Source organism: Mycobacterium sp. 2YAF39, from assembly GCF_052114565.1.
In the GTDB taxonomy this organism is placed as follows: Bacteria; Actinomycetota; Actinomycetes; order Mycobacteriales; family Mycobacteriaceae; genus Mycobacterium.
The window spans coordinates 105,938-120,659 of record NZ_JBFREZ010000006.1 but is presented as its reverse complement, the minus strand read 5'-3'; the positions used below and the strand labels follow the sequence as shown (position 1 = coordinate 120,659).

Below are 14,722 nucleotides of genomic sequence, written 5' to 3'. Positions count from 1 at the left end.
CGCAGGATCAATGCAGAATTCTTGCGTGGACGTTCAATGGGAGTCGCGGGTGGTCGCGGTCGACGGCGTCCGCAGTCCGGTTTGGATCGGCGGACCCGATTCGGGCAGTCCGGTGCTCTTCGTCCACGGCAACAACGCCGGTGCCGATTGGGGCCCGTTGACGAATCCGGTCGCCGAGTTCGCCCGCGTCATCGCCCCCGAACTGCCGGGGTTCGGCGCCGCCGACAAGGCCCCCGACTGGGGCTACACCGTCGCGCACTACGCCGCGCACCTCGAAGGACTGCTCACCCAGCTCGAAACGCGACCGGTTCATCTGGTGGCGCATGACTTCGGCGGACCGTTCGCGCTCGCGTGGGCCGCCGACCATCTGGACCGGACGGCCAGCATCACCCTGATCAACACCCCGCGGCGGATCAACCACACCGCCGCGAAGATCTGGCGAACCCCGATCCTCGGCGAACTGTCCGGCATGATCGCGAACGCCCCGATGCTCCGAGCGGTGATGAACCGCACCGACGCCGGGCTTCCCGAAGAGCACCGGGACCGGATCATCGAACACATCCTCGTGCCGGGCACCAAACGCACCGTCGTCGAGCTGTACCGGTCGACCGGTGAGCACGCCATCGAGCCGTACGTTGACCGGCTCGCGCAATTCACCGGCGACGTGCTCATCATCTGGGGAGACAACGACGCCTACATCGGGCCGGAGCAAGCGGAGGAACAGCGGCAGATCTTCCGCAATGCCCGGGTTAGAGGGATTGCGGGAGCAGGGCATTGGCCGTGGCTCGAACAACCCGACGTGGTGGCCGGGCATCTGACCGGCTTCCTTCGCGGCGGTTAAAGCACTTCGGACTCGAGTCGGCGCAGGTGTTCCCGCGGCGGCCCGAGAAGCTGTGCGCTGCTCTGCGCACGCTTGAAATACAGCTGTATGTCGTGTTCCCACGTGATGGCGATACCGCCGTGCATCTGGACAGCCTCACCGGCGACCTTCGAGAACGCCTCGCTGGCCGAGAAGCGCGCCAGCGCCGCCGACGTCGGCGACGGCTCGGCGACCGCTTCGTTCACCACCGCACGCGCGGACTGCACCGCGACGTACAGATCGGCCATGCGGTGCTTGAGTGCCTGGAAGCTGCCGATGGGCCTGCCGAACTGCACCCTGTCCTTCGTGTACTCGACCGTGAGATCGAGACAGCGTGTGGCCGCGCCGATCTGCTCGGCTGCCAACAGGATCGCCGCAGTATCGGTAAGTCCCGGATCGGCGCCGATGCCGGTCCCTTCTTGGGCCTCGATGCGGGCCAGCCGCCGAGTCGGGTCCATGGCGTCGAGGCGGTGCGCGGTGAACTGCGTAAGTCGCTTGAGCTGCTGACCGTCGGTGGCGATGACGATGTCGGCGACGTCGCCGTTGATCACGACGTCCGGATCGAACGCGACGGCGCCGATCTTCGTGCCCGCCGCAAGTTCCTCGAGTGCATCGCCGTCCGGTTCGTCGACGGCGAGCAGCGCCAGTTCAACCAGCGTCGTGCCGAGCAGCGGTGTCGGCACGAGGCCCTTGCCCAGTTCCTCGAGCACGACGGCGGCATCGGCGAGTTCGCCGCCCGCGCCGCCGAGCTCCTCGGGTACCACCAGTGCGGCGGCACCGACTTGCTCGCACAACAACTTCCAGAGCGACTCGTCGTAGCCGCGCTCGGACTCGATCGCCGACCGTACAGCGGCCGGTGACGCATGCTTCTCGACAAGCGCGGCTACCGTGTCGCGCAACAGTTCGCGTTCTTCACTCACAATGCCTCCAATAGGCGTCGACGGTGCAGTGCGGGGTCGCCCCACGCCGAGCGCAACGCCTGCACCCGCAACAACCACAGCGACATGTCGTGCTCTTGCGTGAACCCGATGGCACCGTGCGTCTGCAGCGCGGAGCGCGCCGCCAGCAGCGCGGCATCGGAGGCCGCCACCTTGGCGGCACTGACGTCCCGCGCGGTGTCGGGTGACTGGTCGGCCACCGACAGCGCAGCTCCGTAAACGAGGGGCCGTGCCAGCTCGAGCGCGATGTGCACGTCGGCGAGTTTGTGCTTGATCGCCTGGTACGAACCGATGGTCCTGCCGAACTGGCTGCGCTGCTTGGCGTACTCGACGGACATGTCGAGCAGGGCCTGCCCCGCGCCGACCAACTGCGCCGCCGTCGCCAGTACCCCGAACTCGTAGGCGCGTGCCACATCGGCGGTCGTGCCCTCGTCGGAGACGGTGACGTCGAACAGTTTTCGGCTGGGATCAACCGATTCCACCTGCTCGCCCGCGGTGCCGTCGGTGACTTTGCCGTCGGCCGCCACCAGAATGAGCCCGGCGGTATCGGCGTCGACGGCACGCGGGACCTGCGGAGGCAGCGCGACGGTGGCGATCAGCTCACCCGAGGCGAGCGCCGCGCTGCGCTCATCGTCAGCGAGCAGAACCGGTGCCACCGCGATGGATTCGGTCACCGGGCCCGGGACGCACCACCGGCCCAGCCGCTCTGCGGCGACCGCAAGGTCGACGGGATGCGCCTCGATGCCGTCGAACTTCTCGGCAACCATCAGTGCGGTCACTCCGAGGTCGGCCAACTGTGCCCACACCTTGCGGCCCGGTGCGGTGTCGCCTGTGGCCCACGCCCGAATGGCCGCGGGCAGGTCGGCCGCCCCGAGCGCGGCGTCGATGCTCGCCGCGAAGTCGCGCTGTTGTTCGTCAATCTCAAAAAACATGGCCGGACGTCACCCCTTAGCTTCCCGTGGTAGGCCCAGCAGCCGTTCGGCGATGATGTTGCGCTGAATCTCGTTGGTGCCTGCGTAGATCGGGCCGCCCAGCGCGAACAGCAGACCCTCGGTCCACGAGTCAGCGAGTTCCCCATCGGCGCCGCGCATGTCGAGCGCGGTCTGATGGATCGCCACATCGAGGTCCGACCAGAACACCTTGGTCACCGACGCTTCGGCGCCCAGCTCACCGCCGGCGCTGACCCTGGTCACGGTGCCGAACGTGTGCAGACGGTATGCCTGGGCCTTGATCCACGCGTCGGCCACCCGGCCTGCGAAGGGCTCAGCGGAGTCGGCTTCCAGTGTTTTCCATTGCGACACCAGCCTTTCGGCCGGGGCAAGGAAACGTCCCGGGCTGCGCAGCGACATACCGCGCTCATTGCTCGACGTGCTCATCGCGGCACGCCAGCCCTGGTGCACCTCGCCGATCACGTCGTTGTCGGGAACGAACACGTCGTCGAGGAAAATCTCCCCGAATCCGGTGTCGCCGCCCAGCTGTGCGATGGGGCGAACCGTGACGCCCTCGGCCTTCAGATCGAACATGAAGTAGGTCAGCCCCTTGTGGCGCTGCGCTTCGGGATCAGAGCGGAACAAACCGAACGCGCGCTCGCCGAACGGCGCTCGCGAGCTCCAGATCTTCTGGCCGTTGAGCAGCCATCCACCGTCGGTCCTGGTGGCGGTCGACCGCAGGGAGGCGAGGTCGCTGCCCGACTCCGGCTCGGACCAGGCCTGCGCCCAGATCTCCTCGCCGCTGGCCATTTTCGGCAGCACTCGGTCGAGTTGCTCCTCGGTGCCGTGCGCGAACAGAGTCGGGGCGAGCATCGAGATGCCGTTGGCACTCGCCCGGCCAGGGGCGCCTGCGCGGAAATACTCCTCCTCGTAGACGATCCACTGCAGCAGTGACGCATCCCGGCCGCCGTACTTCTCGGGCCACGTGATCACCGACAAGCCGGCGTCGAAGAGCACCTTGTCCCAGCGGCGGTGCTGTTCGAAGCCCTCGGCGGTGTCGTAGGACTTCGTTGGAAACGCGTCCTTGTTCGCCGCGAGGAATTCGCGCACCTCGGCTTGGAAGCCGAGCGTCGCGTCGTCGAAGTTGAGATCCATCAGATCCTTTCCCGCAGAGCTGGCTTGATCACTTTGCCGCCCGGATTGCGTGGCAGCACATCGAGGAACTCCACCGATCGTGGTGCCTTGAAGTTCGCGAGATGCTCACGCGTGTAAGCGATTACCGCACTTTCATCCAGCTCCGCGCCTGGCTTGAGGACCAGAAAGGCCTTGCCGACCTCGCCGAGCCGCTCGTCGGGCACGCCGATGACGGCCGACTCGGCGACGCCGTCGAGCCGAGCGAGCACCTGTTCTATCTCGGCGGGATAGACGTTGAAGCCACCGCAGATGTACATATCCTTGAGCCGGTCGGTGATGCTCAGATTGCCGTGCTCGTCCAACCGGCCTACATCGCCGGTGTGCAGCCAGCCCTCGGAGTCGATGGCCGCGGCGGTCGCCTCGGGGTCGTCGAGGTAACCGAGCATGACGTTGGGCCCGCGCAGCAGCACCTCACCCGAGCCATCGTCGGCCGGGGCGTCGATGCGCAGCTCGAAGTCGGCGATCGGGCGGCCGCACGTCGTGGCCACGGTGACCGCATCGTCTTCGGCGCGGCACATCGTGCCGAAACCACTGGCCTCGGTCAGGCCGTATGCGGTCAGCACAATGTCGATGTCCAATTCGGTCTGCATACGTTCGATCAACACCACCGGGATCGTCGCCGCACCGGTGACCGCGAACCGCAGCGATGTCAGGTCGTAGTCGCCACGCTTCGGATGGTCGAGAAGGATCTGGTAGATCGTGGGCGGCCCGGGCAGCACGGTGATGCGGTGTTCGGCCACCGCGGCCATCGCCTTCTCGGGGTCGAACGTCAGCTGCGGGATCAGCGTCGCGCCGGTCTGCAGGCAGGCCAGGATGCCGGCTTTGTAGCCGAAGTTGTGGAAGAACGGGTTGATGCACAGGTAGCGGTCGGCGCTGGTGAGCTCCCCGCAGGCCGCCCATGCCGCGGGGGCGTCGAGTGATTGACGATGTGCGCACAGCGCGCCCTTGCTGCGGCCCGTGGTGCCGGATGTGAACAGGACGTCGGAGACGTCGTCGGGCTGCACGGCTGCCGCGCGGGCATCGACCGCGTCGAGATCTGTGCCGCGGCCCACGAACTCATCCCAGGTGCCGTCGTCCGTCTCGATCGGGACGCGGATGACGTGCCGCAGGTCGGGCAGCGCCTCGCGGTCGATCGACGCGGCCTTGTCGACGCGGAGGAATTCGCCCGCCGCGAAGAGCAGCGGAGCGCCGGTGCGGGCGAGGATGTCGGCGGCCTCGCTGGCCGTGTAGCGGGTGTTCAGCGGCACCATCACGCCGCCGGCATAGTGCGTGGCCAGGCACGCGACCACCCAGTGCCAGGTGTTCGGCGACCAGATGGCGACCCGGTCTCCGGCCTGCACGCCGAGGTCGAGCATCGCTGCAGCGGCCTGCCGCACCTCGGTCCGCAACTGGGCATAGGTCAACGCACGATCGTCGGTGACCAGGGCGTGGTGATCGGCGAATTGATCAGCAATCCGGTCCAAGACCTGCGGAATCGTCCGCGGACCGTCCCTCATTGATGCTCCTCTAACAAAGCAAGTGCTTGGTAGGTTAGCCTACAGGGGTGATAGAGGTCCAGGAGTTCAGGGCCGAGGTCCGCGACTGGCTCGCCGAGAACCTCACCGGCGAATTCGCCGCGATCAAAGGCCTCGGCGGCCCCGGCAACGACAACGTGGCGTTCGAGGAACGGCTCGCGTGGAACCGGCATCTCGCGGCCGCGGGCTATACATGCCTCGGGTGGCCCGAGGAGCACGGCGGCCGCGGCCTGTCCGTCGCGCATCGCGTCGCGTTCTACGAGGAATACGCGATCGCGAACGCACCCGCGAAGGTGAACCACTTCGGTGAGGAACTGCTCGGGCCGACGCTGATCGCCTTCGGCACTCCCGAGCAGCAGCAGCGGTTCCTGCCGAAGATCCTCGATGTCACCGAACTGTGGTGCCAGGGCTATTCCGAACCCGGCGCGGGCAGCGATCTGGCCAACGTGTCGACGACCGGCGAGCTCGACGGCGACGCGTGGGTGGTCAACGGGCAGAAGGTGTGGACGTCGCTGGCGCACTGGGCGCAGTGGTGCTTCGTCGTCGCGCGCACCGAAAAGGGCTCGAAACGGCATGCGGGCCTTTCGTATCTGCTCGTTCCGCTGGACCAGCCGGGTGTGGAAGTACGGCCCATCGTCCAGCTGACGGGTGACTCGGAGTTCAACGAGGTGTTCTTCGACGACGCCCGCACCGACGCGTCGCTGGTCGTCGGTGAGCCCGGCGATGGTTGGCGGGTCGCGATGGGCACGCTGACGTTCGAACGCGGGGTGTCGACTCTGGGTCAGCAGATCGAATACGCCCGTGAGCTTTCCGGTGTCGCCGACCTCGCCAAGAGCAACGGCGCCGCCGACGATCCGCTGATTCGCGAGCGGCTGGCCAGGTCTTGGGCGGGCCTTCGCACCATGCGGTCATACGCGTTGGCGACAATGGACGTCGAGCAGCCGGGACAAGACAACGTCTCGAAACTGTTGTGGGCCAACTGGCATCGCGAACTCGGCGAGATCGCCATGGAGGTGCTGGGCCGCGACGGCCTGACGTTGACAGACGGCGACTTCGACGAATGGCAGCGGCTGTTCCTGTTCTCGAGGGCCGACACGATCTACGGCGGTTCCAACGAGATCCAACGCAACATCATCGCCGAGCGCGTGCTCGGCCTACCCCGTGAGGTGAAGGGCGCATGAGTCTGGCCGAAACCCCGAAAGAGATCGAGGGGCACGGACTTTTGACCGGAAAGGTGGTCGTGGTGACCGCCGCGGCAGGCACCGGTATCGGTTCGTCGGTGGCGCGGCGCGCGCTCCTCGAGGGCGCTGATGTCATGGTCTCTGACCACCATGAGCGGCGGCTGGGCGAAACCCGCGACCAGTTGCTCGAACTCGGCCTTGGCCGGGTCGAGAGCGTGGTGTGCGACGTGACGTCCACCGCGCAGGTAGACGCGCTGATCTCGTCCACGACCGCCCGGCTGGGACGGCTCGACGTCCTGGTCAACAATGCGGGCCTTGGCGGCGAGACGCCCGTCGTCGACATGACCGACGAGGAGTGGGACCGTGTCCTCAATGTGACGCTGACGTCGGTGATGCGTGCGACGCGTGCGGCGCTGCGGTATTTCCGGGAGGCCGACCACGGCGGTGTGATCGTCAACAACGCCAGCGTCCTCGGCTGGCGGGCGCAGCACTCGCAATCGCACTACGCCGCGGCCAAGGCGGGGGTGATGGCGCTGACGCGTTGCAGCGCAATCGAAGCCGTCGAACACGGTGTGCGAATCAACGCGGTATCGCCGAGTATCGCCCGGCACAAGTTTCTCGAGAAGACCAGCAGTTCGGAACTGCTCGACCGGCTGTCGGAGGGTGAGGCGTTCGGACGGGCGGCCGAGCCGTGGGAGATCGCCGCCACGATTGCATTCCTGGCCAGCGATTACTCCAGCTATCTCACTGGTGAAGTGATTTCGGTGTCGAGCCAGCGCGCCTGACAGGCTCATCTCTCACATCTCCACAGTATCTTCACATTCGCTGACCGGAACGACCACACTCAGCACCTACAGTCTGATGTGTGAAGCGAATTCTGGTGGTCGACGACGAGCCGACCATCCTCGCTGCTGTCGCCACGAGGCTTCGCGCGGAAGCGTTTCTGGTCGAAACCGCCACCGACGGGCCGTCGGCGGTGGAGACCGCGACGGCCACCGATCCCGACTTGGTCGTACTCGATGTGATGCTGCCCGGGTTCGACGGTCTGGAAGTGTGCAGGCGTATTCAGGCGAAGCGGTCCACGCCAGTGCTGATGCTGACCGCTCGAAGCGACGAGACGGACATGCTGATCGGCCTCGGCATCGGCGCCGACGACTACCTCGCGAAGCCGTTCAGCATGCGCGAACTCGTCGCTCGGATACGGGTTCTGTTGCGGCGGGTGGATCGGATGTCGGAGCCGTCGTCAATGTCGGTCGGTCGGTATCGAATCGATCTGGACGGGCGCAGAGTCTACGAAGGTGATGACGAAGTCCGGCTCACCCGAACCGAATTCGACCTACTCGCCTTCCTGGCGGGACGACCCGGCGCTGCGGTCGCCCGCGAGACACTGCTCGAACACGTGTGGGGCTGGGCGTCTGATGTCGAGACCCGCACGGTGGACAGCCACGTCAAAGCTCTGCGGCGAAAGCTGGGCGCAGGTCTGATCCGTACGGTGCACGGCGTCGGCTATGCACTGGAAATTCCGCGATGAGCGGATTCGGTTCGCTGTGGGACCGGCTACCGCGTCCGCTGGACCCCTTCGCATCCTTCAAGGTGAAGACGGCGTTACTCGTTGGCGGAGCAATCACTTTGGCAGCGTTCACCTTTTGGGTCGGCGCGAGCTGGCAGTTCCGGTACGCGTTGCTCGCGGCGCTCGCCACCTCACTGGTCTTCACCCAGTTCGTGGCCCATGGGATGACCTCACCGCTGCGGCAGATGACAACCGCAGCCCGCGCGATGGCGCGCGGTGACTACAGCATCCGGGTCCGGGCCACCTCCCGCGACGAAATCGGGCAGCTGGCAACAGCCTTCAATCAGATGTCCGCCGACCTCGGTGCCGCGGACGAGTTCCGGCGCGGTCTCATCGCTAACGTCTCGCACGAACTGCGCACCCCGATCACTGCCCTGCGGGCGTTACTGGAGAACGTGGTCGACGGTGTGGCTGAGCCGGATGCACAGACAATGCGGATGGCGTTGTCGCAGACAGAGCGACTCGGCGAACTCGTGGCCAATCTCCTCGATCTTTCGCGTGTCGAGGGCGGCGCAATTCCACTGCAGATCAGCAGGTTCGGCGTCGACGAATTCCTTCGCGACGCGATCGAACACGTCGCGGTCGCGCCGAGCGAGGCCCAGGTGGCTGTGCGAGTCCTACCGGCCTCCCTCGTAGCCGTCGCCGATCCGGCGCGGTTACGCCAGGTGGTCGTCAATCTGGTCGACAACGCTGTTCGGCACAGCCCCAAGGGTGGTCAGGTCTCGGTTCTGGCGTGCGCCGCCGAACCCGCCGGTCTCCGACTGGAGGTGTCCGATCATGGCCCCGGCATTGCGCCTGCGGAGCGGGAACGGGTCTTCGAACGTTTCACCCGTGGAGCGACCTCAGAGGGGGGCACCGGCCTGGGTCTGGCAATCGCACGGTGGGCCGTCGAATTGCACAGCGGCACAATTGAAGTGATGAATGCGCCGCAGGGATGCCGGATTGCGGTCATCATCCCGGACCTATCGGTAGTGGAGGATGTGACATGACGACGATGTATCCGGGCTGGTACGGGACTCCGCCCCCGACACCTCCACCGCCGCTCGGCCCGATGCCACCGCGGCAGGGCGAGGCGGGCTGGACGATATGGCCGAGGCGGATCTGGCCGATCGACCCGCTGGCCGTTGCGCCCCGACGCTTGTTGCTCGCCGCGTTGATTGCGGGCGCGATCGGTACCGCGTTCTGGCGGCCGACGGTGCTGAGCGTCGGTTACCTCGTCGTCGGGGTCATGGTCTTTTCCGTCGTGTACGGCACAGCGGATCGTCGACCTGCTCGTGACGAATGGGTCGGAATCGGCCTGACTTTGGCGCTGCTCTCGGTTTCGGCGATGTTGGCCGCAGAATGGGTCGGCGGCCTTTGCCTCATCGCGGCGTGGGTGGTCGGCTGGTGCACGTTCGTCGGCGGCCAGACCTGGACTGCGGTGTTCACCGCCCCGTTTCTGCCCTGGCTCTTGCCGGGACGCGTGCGGGGCTGGGTGGGCCGTGCTCTTCGCGGTCCGGCACCGAGCCGCCCCGGCGGCGACATCGGGACAACGCGCCGTATCGCCCTGCCTAAGCTCGGCCGGGTTGCGGCCGTCATCGGCATCACGGTGGTTCTTGCGCTTGTGTTCGGTGGCTTGTTCGCTGCGGCGGACCCTGCGTTCGCTCACCTTGCCGACAACGTGGTGCCTGAATTCGATGGCGGCGATATCGCTGCGCGGCTCGTGGTGGCGGGGCTCGTGATCGGTTTCATCTTGGCGGGTGGCTACCTGATCCGTTTCAGGCCACGGCTCGACAAGATGGCTCCTGCGCCGATGACGCCGGTACCGCGGTGGGAATGGGCATTGCCGCTCGGCGTACTCGACGTGTTGTTCATCGCCTTTGTCGCCGTGCAGGCCAGCGTTCTGTTCGGTGGACACACGCATGTGTTGGAGACCGAGGGGCTGACCTACGCCGAGTATGCGCGGCAGGGGTTCTGGCAGCTGTTGTGGGTTTCCGCCCTGACGATGCTGGTGTTGAGTGTTGTCATCCGGGTGGCGGGACGAGCCACGGCGGCCGATCGCCGGCTGCTGCGGGTGTTCGTCGGAATACTTTGCGCCACTTCGGTTGTCGTGGTTATTTCGGCGATCCATCGAATGTGGGTGTACCAGCAGGCATACGGGTACAGCACAGAACGGCTGATGGTCATCACCATCGAGGTGTGGCTCGGTTCGGTGTTCCTGCTCGTCGCCGCCGCCGGAATTCGGATGAGCGCCCGGTGGCTGCCGCGCGCGGTGTTGGTGGCCGGTGTGCTTGCGCTCCTCGGTCTGGCCGCGCTCAATCCTGAGCGACTGATCGCCGATCGCAATATCGACCGCTTCGAGCAGATCGGCGCACTCGACGCCGACTACCTGTCGACGCTTTCGGCGGATATCGACCCTGCGTTGCACCGACTGCCCGATCGGATCCGGGCGTGCGTCACGAGACCGGACAGGGTCGACGACCCGTGGTACCTCTTCAACCTCTCCCGGTCGCGCGCCGATCGTTCCGTCGAGGACTACGACGCCGACTTCTGCGCAGCGTTCCAGCCCCAAAGGTGACCTAGCAAGTGCTTGGTTGGTAAGCTGGCGGGATGGTGGCGGAATCGTCGAGCCCCCCGACGAGCAGGCGTGACGAGCTTCTCGAGCTCGCCGCGAAGATGTTCGCCGACCGCGGACTGCGGGCCACCACGGTCCGCGATATCGCGGACTCCGCGGGAATCCTCTCGGGCAGCCTCTACCACCACTTCTCGTCGAAAGAAGAGATGGTCGACGAGCTGTTGCGGGAGTTCCTCGACTGGCTGTTCACCCGATACCAGGAGATCATCGCGATCGAACCCGATCCGCTGGAACGGCTCAAAGGGCTGTTCATGGCGTCGTTCGAGGCGATCGCCGACCGTCACGCCCAGGTGGTGATCTACCAGGACGAGGCGAAACGGCTGCTCGGTCAACCGCGGTTCGCGTACGTGGAAGAACGCAACAAAGAACAGCGCAAAATGTGGGTGGACGTGCTCAACCAGGGCATCGAGGAGGGCTGCTTCCGGCCCGATATCGACGTCGATCTGGTGTACCGGTTCATCCGCGACACCACATGGGTTTCGGTCCGCTGGTATCAACCGGGCGGACCGCTGACGGCCGACGAGGTCGGCCGGCAATACCTGTCCATCGTTCTCGGCGGTATCACGAAAGAAGGAGCTTCACATGCCTGAGGCATACGTCATCGAAGCCGTACGCACCGCTGTCGGTAAGCGCAACGGCGGGCTGTCCGGCGTGCATCCCGTCGATCTGGGCGCCGCCGCGTGGCGCGGATTGTTCGACCGTACCGACGTCGATCCCGGTGCGGTCGACGACGTGATCGCCGGATGCGTCGACGCCATCGGCCCCCAGGCAGGCAACATCGCCAGGCTGTCGTGGCTGGCCGCCGGCTTCCCCGAAGAGGTGCCGGGTGTGACCGTCGATCGCCAGTGCGGCTCGAGCCAGCAGGCGATTTCGTTTGGCGCACAGGCAGTCATGTCGGGCACCGCCGATCTGATCGTGGCGGGCGGCGTTCAGAACATGAGCCAGATCCCCATCTCGTCGGCGATGACGGTGGCAGAGCAGTTCGGGTTCACCTCACCGACCAACGAATCCAAGAGCTGGCTGCACCGCTACGGCGATCAGGAGATCTCGCAGTTCCGCGGTTCGGAGCTGATCGCCGAGAAGTGGAAGCTCTCGCGCGAGGAGATGGAGCAGTACTCGCTGACCAGCCACCAGCGCGCGAAGGAGGCGATCCGAGCGGGGCACTTCGAGAACGAGATCATCGGCGTCGACGGCTTCGTCATCGACGAGGGTCCGCGCGACACGTCGCTGGAGAAGATGGCCGGCCTCAAGACGCTTGTCGACGGAGGCCGGCTGACCGCCGCGATGGCCAGCCAGATCTCCGATGGCGCGAGCGCCGTGCTGCTCGCGTCCGAGCAGGCGGTCAAGGATCACGGGCTGAAACCGCGGGCACGCATCCACCACATCAGTGCCCGCGGCGCCGACCCGGTCTTCATGTTGACCGGTCCGATCCCCGCGACGGCCTACGCGCTGGAAAAGACCGGCCTGTCGATCGACGACATCGACACCGTTGAGATCAACGAGGCCTTCGCACCGGTGGTCATGGCGTGGCTCAAGGAGACCGGGGCCGATCCCGCCAAGGTCAACCCCAGCGGCGGCGCGATCGCTCTCGGACACCCGCTGGGTGCGACGGGCGCCAAGCTGTTCACCACGATGCTGAACACGTTGGAGCGCACCGGCGGTCGCTACGGTCTTCAGACGATGTGCGAAGGCGGCGGTACCGCCAACGTCACCATCATCGAGCGCCTCTAGCTAGTGGTCGTGGATGATCACACCGCGGATGTTGCGTCCCGCGAGCATGTCGTCGTAGGCGACATTGATGTCGTTGAGCTTGTACTCGGCCGTCACCGTCTCGTCGAGAAGTAGCTTGCCGTCGCGATAGAGGTTGAGTAGCCGCGGGATGTCCGCGCGCGGATTCGCCTCGCCGTAGAGGCTGCCGAGCAGCCGCTTCTGGAACAGCGTCATCATCGCCATCGGCAGTGTCGGCGTCACGTCGGCCATCGAGGCGATGGCGGTCATCACCACCGCGCCGCCCTTGCGGACGATGTCCATGGCCTCGTTGATCATCGGCCCCTTCAGCAGGCCGACCGTCAACAAGGCGGAATCGGCCATCACCCCGCGCGTGAGTTCGGCGACCAACGCCGTGGCTTCGGGCATCGACGTCACGAAGTGGGTGGCGCCGAACTCGAATGCCTTGTCCCGCTTTGATTCGACGATATCGACGACGACGATGTGCTCGGCGCCCGCCAGCCGGGCACCCTGGACCGCGCCGCTGCCGATGCCCCCGCATCCGATCACCACGACGGTGTCACCCGGCGCCACGTCGGCGGTGTTGACGGCCGAACCCCACCCGGTCATCACGCCGCAGCCGAGCAGGCACGCGCGGGACAGCGGCAGGTCGTCGTCGACCTTGACCAGCGAGGTCTCCGACACGGTGCTCAACTCGGAGAAACTTCCGACGCCCACCATGACGCCGATGTCCTTACCCTGCGCCCTGCGCCGGTAGGTGCCGTCGGCCTGGATGCCCAGCAGGATGATCGCGCCCATATCGCACAGGTTCTGATGTCCGCTGGCACACCAGCGGCAGCGCCCGCAGGCGGGCAGGAACGACGCCACCACATGGTCGCCCACTTTCAGGTCCCTCACGCCGGGACCGACTTCGGCCACGATGCCCGCGCCCTCATGCCCGCCGATCATCGGAAGCGTGACTCCGGCCAGGTCGCCGGTCTGCACATGGTGATCGGAATGGCACAGGCCTGTGGCCTCGAACGAGACGAGGACCTCGCCCTCCTTCGGCCCGTCGAGGTCGATCTCCTCGACGCTCCATTGCTCGTTGAGTCCCCAAAGCACGGCGGCGTTCGTTTTCATGCGCCAGAGCTTAGGGATATCGGAGCGTGGTTTGGGCTGAATCGAAAGCCTTACCGTTCATGCCGCGGTCAGAAATTGGTCGATGAGGCCCGCGACCTTCTGAGGCTCCTCGGTGGGCGGGTGATGATGCACGCCGGCCAAGACGTGAAGACGACTGTTCGGCATCGTGGCGTGCGCGGCACGCGCATGCTCGACGGGGATGATCCGGTCCTGGTCGCCGCTGATGATCAGCGCAGGCAGATCGTCGCTGCAGCACAGCCGGTTGAGGGCCGACACCGCCTGCCCGCGGTAGTCGACGACCGAGCGCAGCGTGCGCAGGAACGCCCGCCTGTTCTCACGGTTCGACAGCGGCGGCCGCGCATCGAAGCGGTCGTCGGACCCCAGCAGTGCACGCAGCGCGTTGCCCGCCAACACGGCAGGCCTCGACGCGATCATCGGCAGCACGAACTCCGAGCCGGGCAGCGACAGCAGCCGGAACACGCGGCTGACGTCGTCACCGAATCCTCCGCTGCTGACCAGGACGATCCGATCGCAGTACTGACGATGTTGATGGGCGAACTGCATGGCGATACCTCCGCCGAGCGAGTGGCCGACGACCGTGACCCGGGTGATGCCCAACTCGTCCAGCAGATCGCGCAACACCACGGCGAGTGCGCCGACCGAGTAGTCGCCGCGTGGCTTGTCGGATTGCCCGTGGCCCAACAGATCTGGGGCGATGACGCGATACTTCTTGGCGAGCAACGGGATCACAGCGCTCCAAGTGCTCGAGCTGCCGCCGATACCGTGGATGAGCAGAACGACCTCGCCGCGGCCTTCGTCGCGGTAAGCGACGCGGTCGCCGTGCACGGTCATCACCTTGACGCCCTTGGTGTCATCCGTCGCGCCGTCACCCGCGGTCGCCGGCACGAAGGCGGGCGCGGTCAGGACGGCGGCGCACGTCGCTGCGCCGACCAGAAGGGCTTTCAGGGCTTTCATCTCGTTGCTCCGGGGTAGTGGGTTGATCTCTAGAAATAGGTTAAGCCCCGGTGTAGCAGCATTTCTCGCTTGTGCTCACTACTCACACAAGCGACGATTTG

Annotated in this window: 14 protein-coding genes; 8 read left to right on the top strand and 6 right to left on the bottom strand. The window is 66.1% G+C overall.

Features of this window, described 5'->3' with window-relative positions:
* Positions 1-25: 25 nt before the first annotated feature.
* The gene (locus tag AB4Z42_RS18275; RefSeq protein ID WP_442010631.1) at positions 26-841 is read left to right on the top strand and encodes an alpha/beta fold hydrolase; all 816 of its coding nucleotides are present in this window, start codon (positions 26-28) and stop codon (positions 839-841) included.
* On the opposite strand, the gene ipdE2 is transcribed toward AB4Z42_RS18275, so the two are convergent.
* Genes ipdE2 through fadD3 form a run of 4 tightly spaced genes read right to left on the bottom strand, consistent with a single transcriptional unit; the run spans position 838 to position 5,416 of the window.
* A complete protein-coding gene (gene ipdE2, locus AB4Z42_RS18270) occupies positions 838-1,779 on the bottom strand; it encodes an acyl-CoA dehydrogenase IpdE2 (RefSeq protein WP_442010630.1) in 942 nt (313 codons plus the stop codon). The genes AB4Z42_RS18275 and ipdE2 overlap by 4 nt on opposite strands.
* Entirely contained in the window at positions 1,776-2,729 is a 954-nt protein-coding gene (locus AB4Z42_RS18265) for an acyl-CoA dehydrogenase family protein (RefSeq protein WP_442010629.1), read from the bottom strand. The genes ipdE2 and AB4Z42_RS18265 overlap by 4 nt, the downstream gene beginning before the upstream one ends.
* A 9-nt stretch (positions 2,730-2,738) precedes the next feature.
* Complete coding sequence (locus AB4Z42_RS18260) at positions 2,739-3,881, bottom strand: acyl-CoA dehydrogenase family protein (RefSeq protein WP_442010628.1); 1,143 nt, start codon at positions 3,879-3,881, stop codon at positions 2,739-2,741.
* Positions 3,881-5,416 carry a 3-((3aS,4S,7aS)-7a-methyl-1,5-dioxo-octahydro-1H-inden-4-yl)propanoate--CoA ligase FadD3 gene (gene fadD3, locus AB4Z42_RS18255; RefSeq protein WP_442010627.1) on the bottom strand — a complete coding sequence of 512 codons (1,536 nt, stop codon included), beginning with the start codon at positions 5,414-5,416 and terminating at the stop codon, positions 3,881-3,883. The genes AB4Z42_RS18260 and fadD3 overlap by 1 nt, the downstream gene beginning before the upstream one ends.
* 47 nt (positions 5,417-5,463) lie before the next feature.
* Between fadD3 and ipdE1 the strand changes: the two genes are divergently transcribed.
* The 7 genes from ipdE1 to fadA6 all read left to right on the top strand — a co-directional run bounded on the left by ipdE1 (position 5,464) and on the right by fadA6 (position 12,530).
* Positions 5,464-6,615 (top strand): acyl-CoA dehydrogenase IpdE1, encoded by a 1,152-nt coding sequence (gene ipdE1 / locus AB4Z42_RS18250; protein ID WP_442010626.1) that lies wholly within the window; start codon positions 5,464-5,466, stop codon positions 6,613-6,615.
* Positions 6,612-7,400 carry a (5R,7aS)-5-hydroxy-7a-methyl-1-oxo-2,3,5,6,7,7a-hexahydro-1H-indene-carboxyl-CoA reductase gene (gene ipdF / locus AB4Z42_RS18245; RefSeq protein WP_442010625.1) on the top strand — a complete coding sequence of 263 codons (789 nt, stop codon included), beginning with the start codon at positions 6,612-6,614 and terminating at the stop codon, positions 7,398-7,400. The genes ipdE1 and ipdF overlap by 4 nt, the downstream gene beginning before the upstream one ends.
* A gap of 80 nt (positions 7,401-7,480) precedes the next feature.
* The gene (locus tag AB4Z42_RS18240; protein WP_442010624.1) at positions 7,481-8,146 is read left to right on the top strand and encodes a response regulator transcription factor; all 666 of its coding nucleotides are present in this window, start codon (positions 7,481-7,483) and stop codon (positions 8,144-8,146) included.
* Positions 8,143-9,174: an ATP-binding protein gene (locus AB4Z42_RS18235; protein WP_442010623.1), complete on the top strand. Its 1,032-nt coding sequence runs from the start codon at positions 8,143-8,145 to the stop codon at positions 9,172-9,174. The genes AB4Z42_RS18240 and AB4Z42_RS18235 overlap by 4 nt, the downstream gene beginning before the upstream one ends.
* On the top strand, positions 9,171-10,742 hold the full coding sequence (locus tag AB4Z42_RS18230; RefSeq protein WP_442010622.1) for a DUF4153 domain-containing protein: 1,572 nt from the start codon (positions 9,171-9,173) through the stop codon (positions 10,740-10,742). Before AB4Z42_RS18235 ends, AB4Z42_RS18230 begins: the two co-directional genes overlap by 4 nt.
* Before the next feature lie 32 nt (positions 10,743-10,774).
* Positions 10,775-11,389, top strand: coding sequence for a TetR family transcriptional regulator KstR2 (gene kstR2, locus AB4Z42_RS18225; protein WP_442010621.1), 615 nt, complete (start codon positions 10,775-10,777; stop codon positions 11,387-11,389).
* Positions 11,382-12,530, top strand: coding sequence for a steroid 3-ketoacyl-CoA thiolase FadA6 (gene fadA6, locus AB4Z42_RS18220; RefSeq protein ID WP_442010620.1), 1,149 nt, complete (start codon positions 11,382-11,384; stop codon positions 12,528-12,530). Before kstR2 ends, fadA6 begins: the two co-directional genes overlap by 8 nt.
* On the opposite strand, the gene AB4Z42_RS18215 is transcribed toward fadA6, so the two are convergent.
* On the bottom strand, positions 12,531-13,646 hold the full coding sequence (locus tag AB4Z42_RS18215; RefSeq protein ID WP_442010619.1) for an NDMA-dependent alcohol dehydrogenase: 1,116 nt from the start codon (positions 13,644-13,646) through the stop codon (positions 12,531-12,533).
* Positions 13,647-13,703: 57 nt separating this feature from the next.
* Entirely contained in the window at positions 13,704-14,621 is a 918-nt protein-coding gene (locus AB4Z42_RS18210; protein ID WP_442010618.1) for an alpha/beta fold hydrolase, read from the bottom strand.
* Positions 14,622-14,722 lie beyond the last annotated feature (101 nt).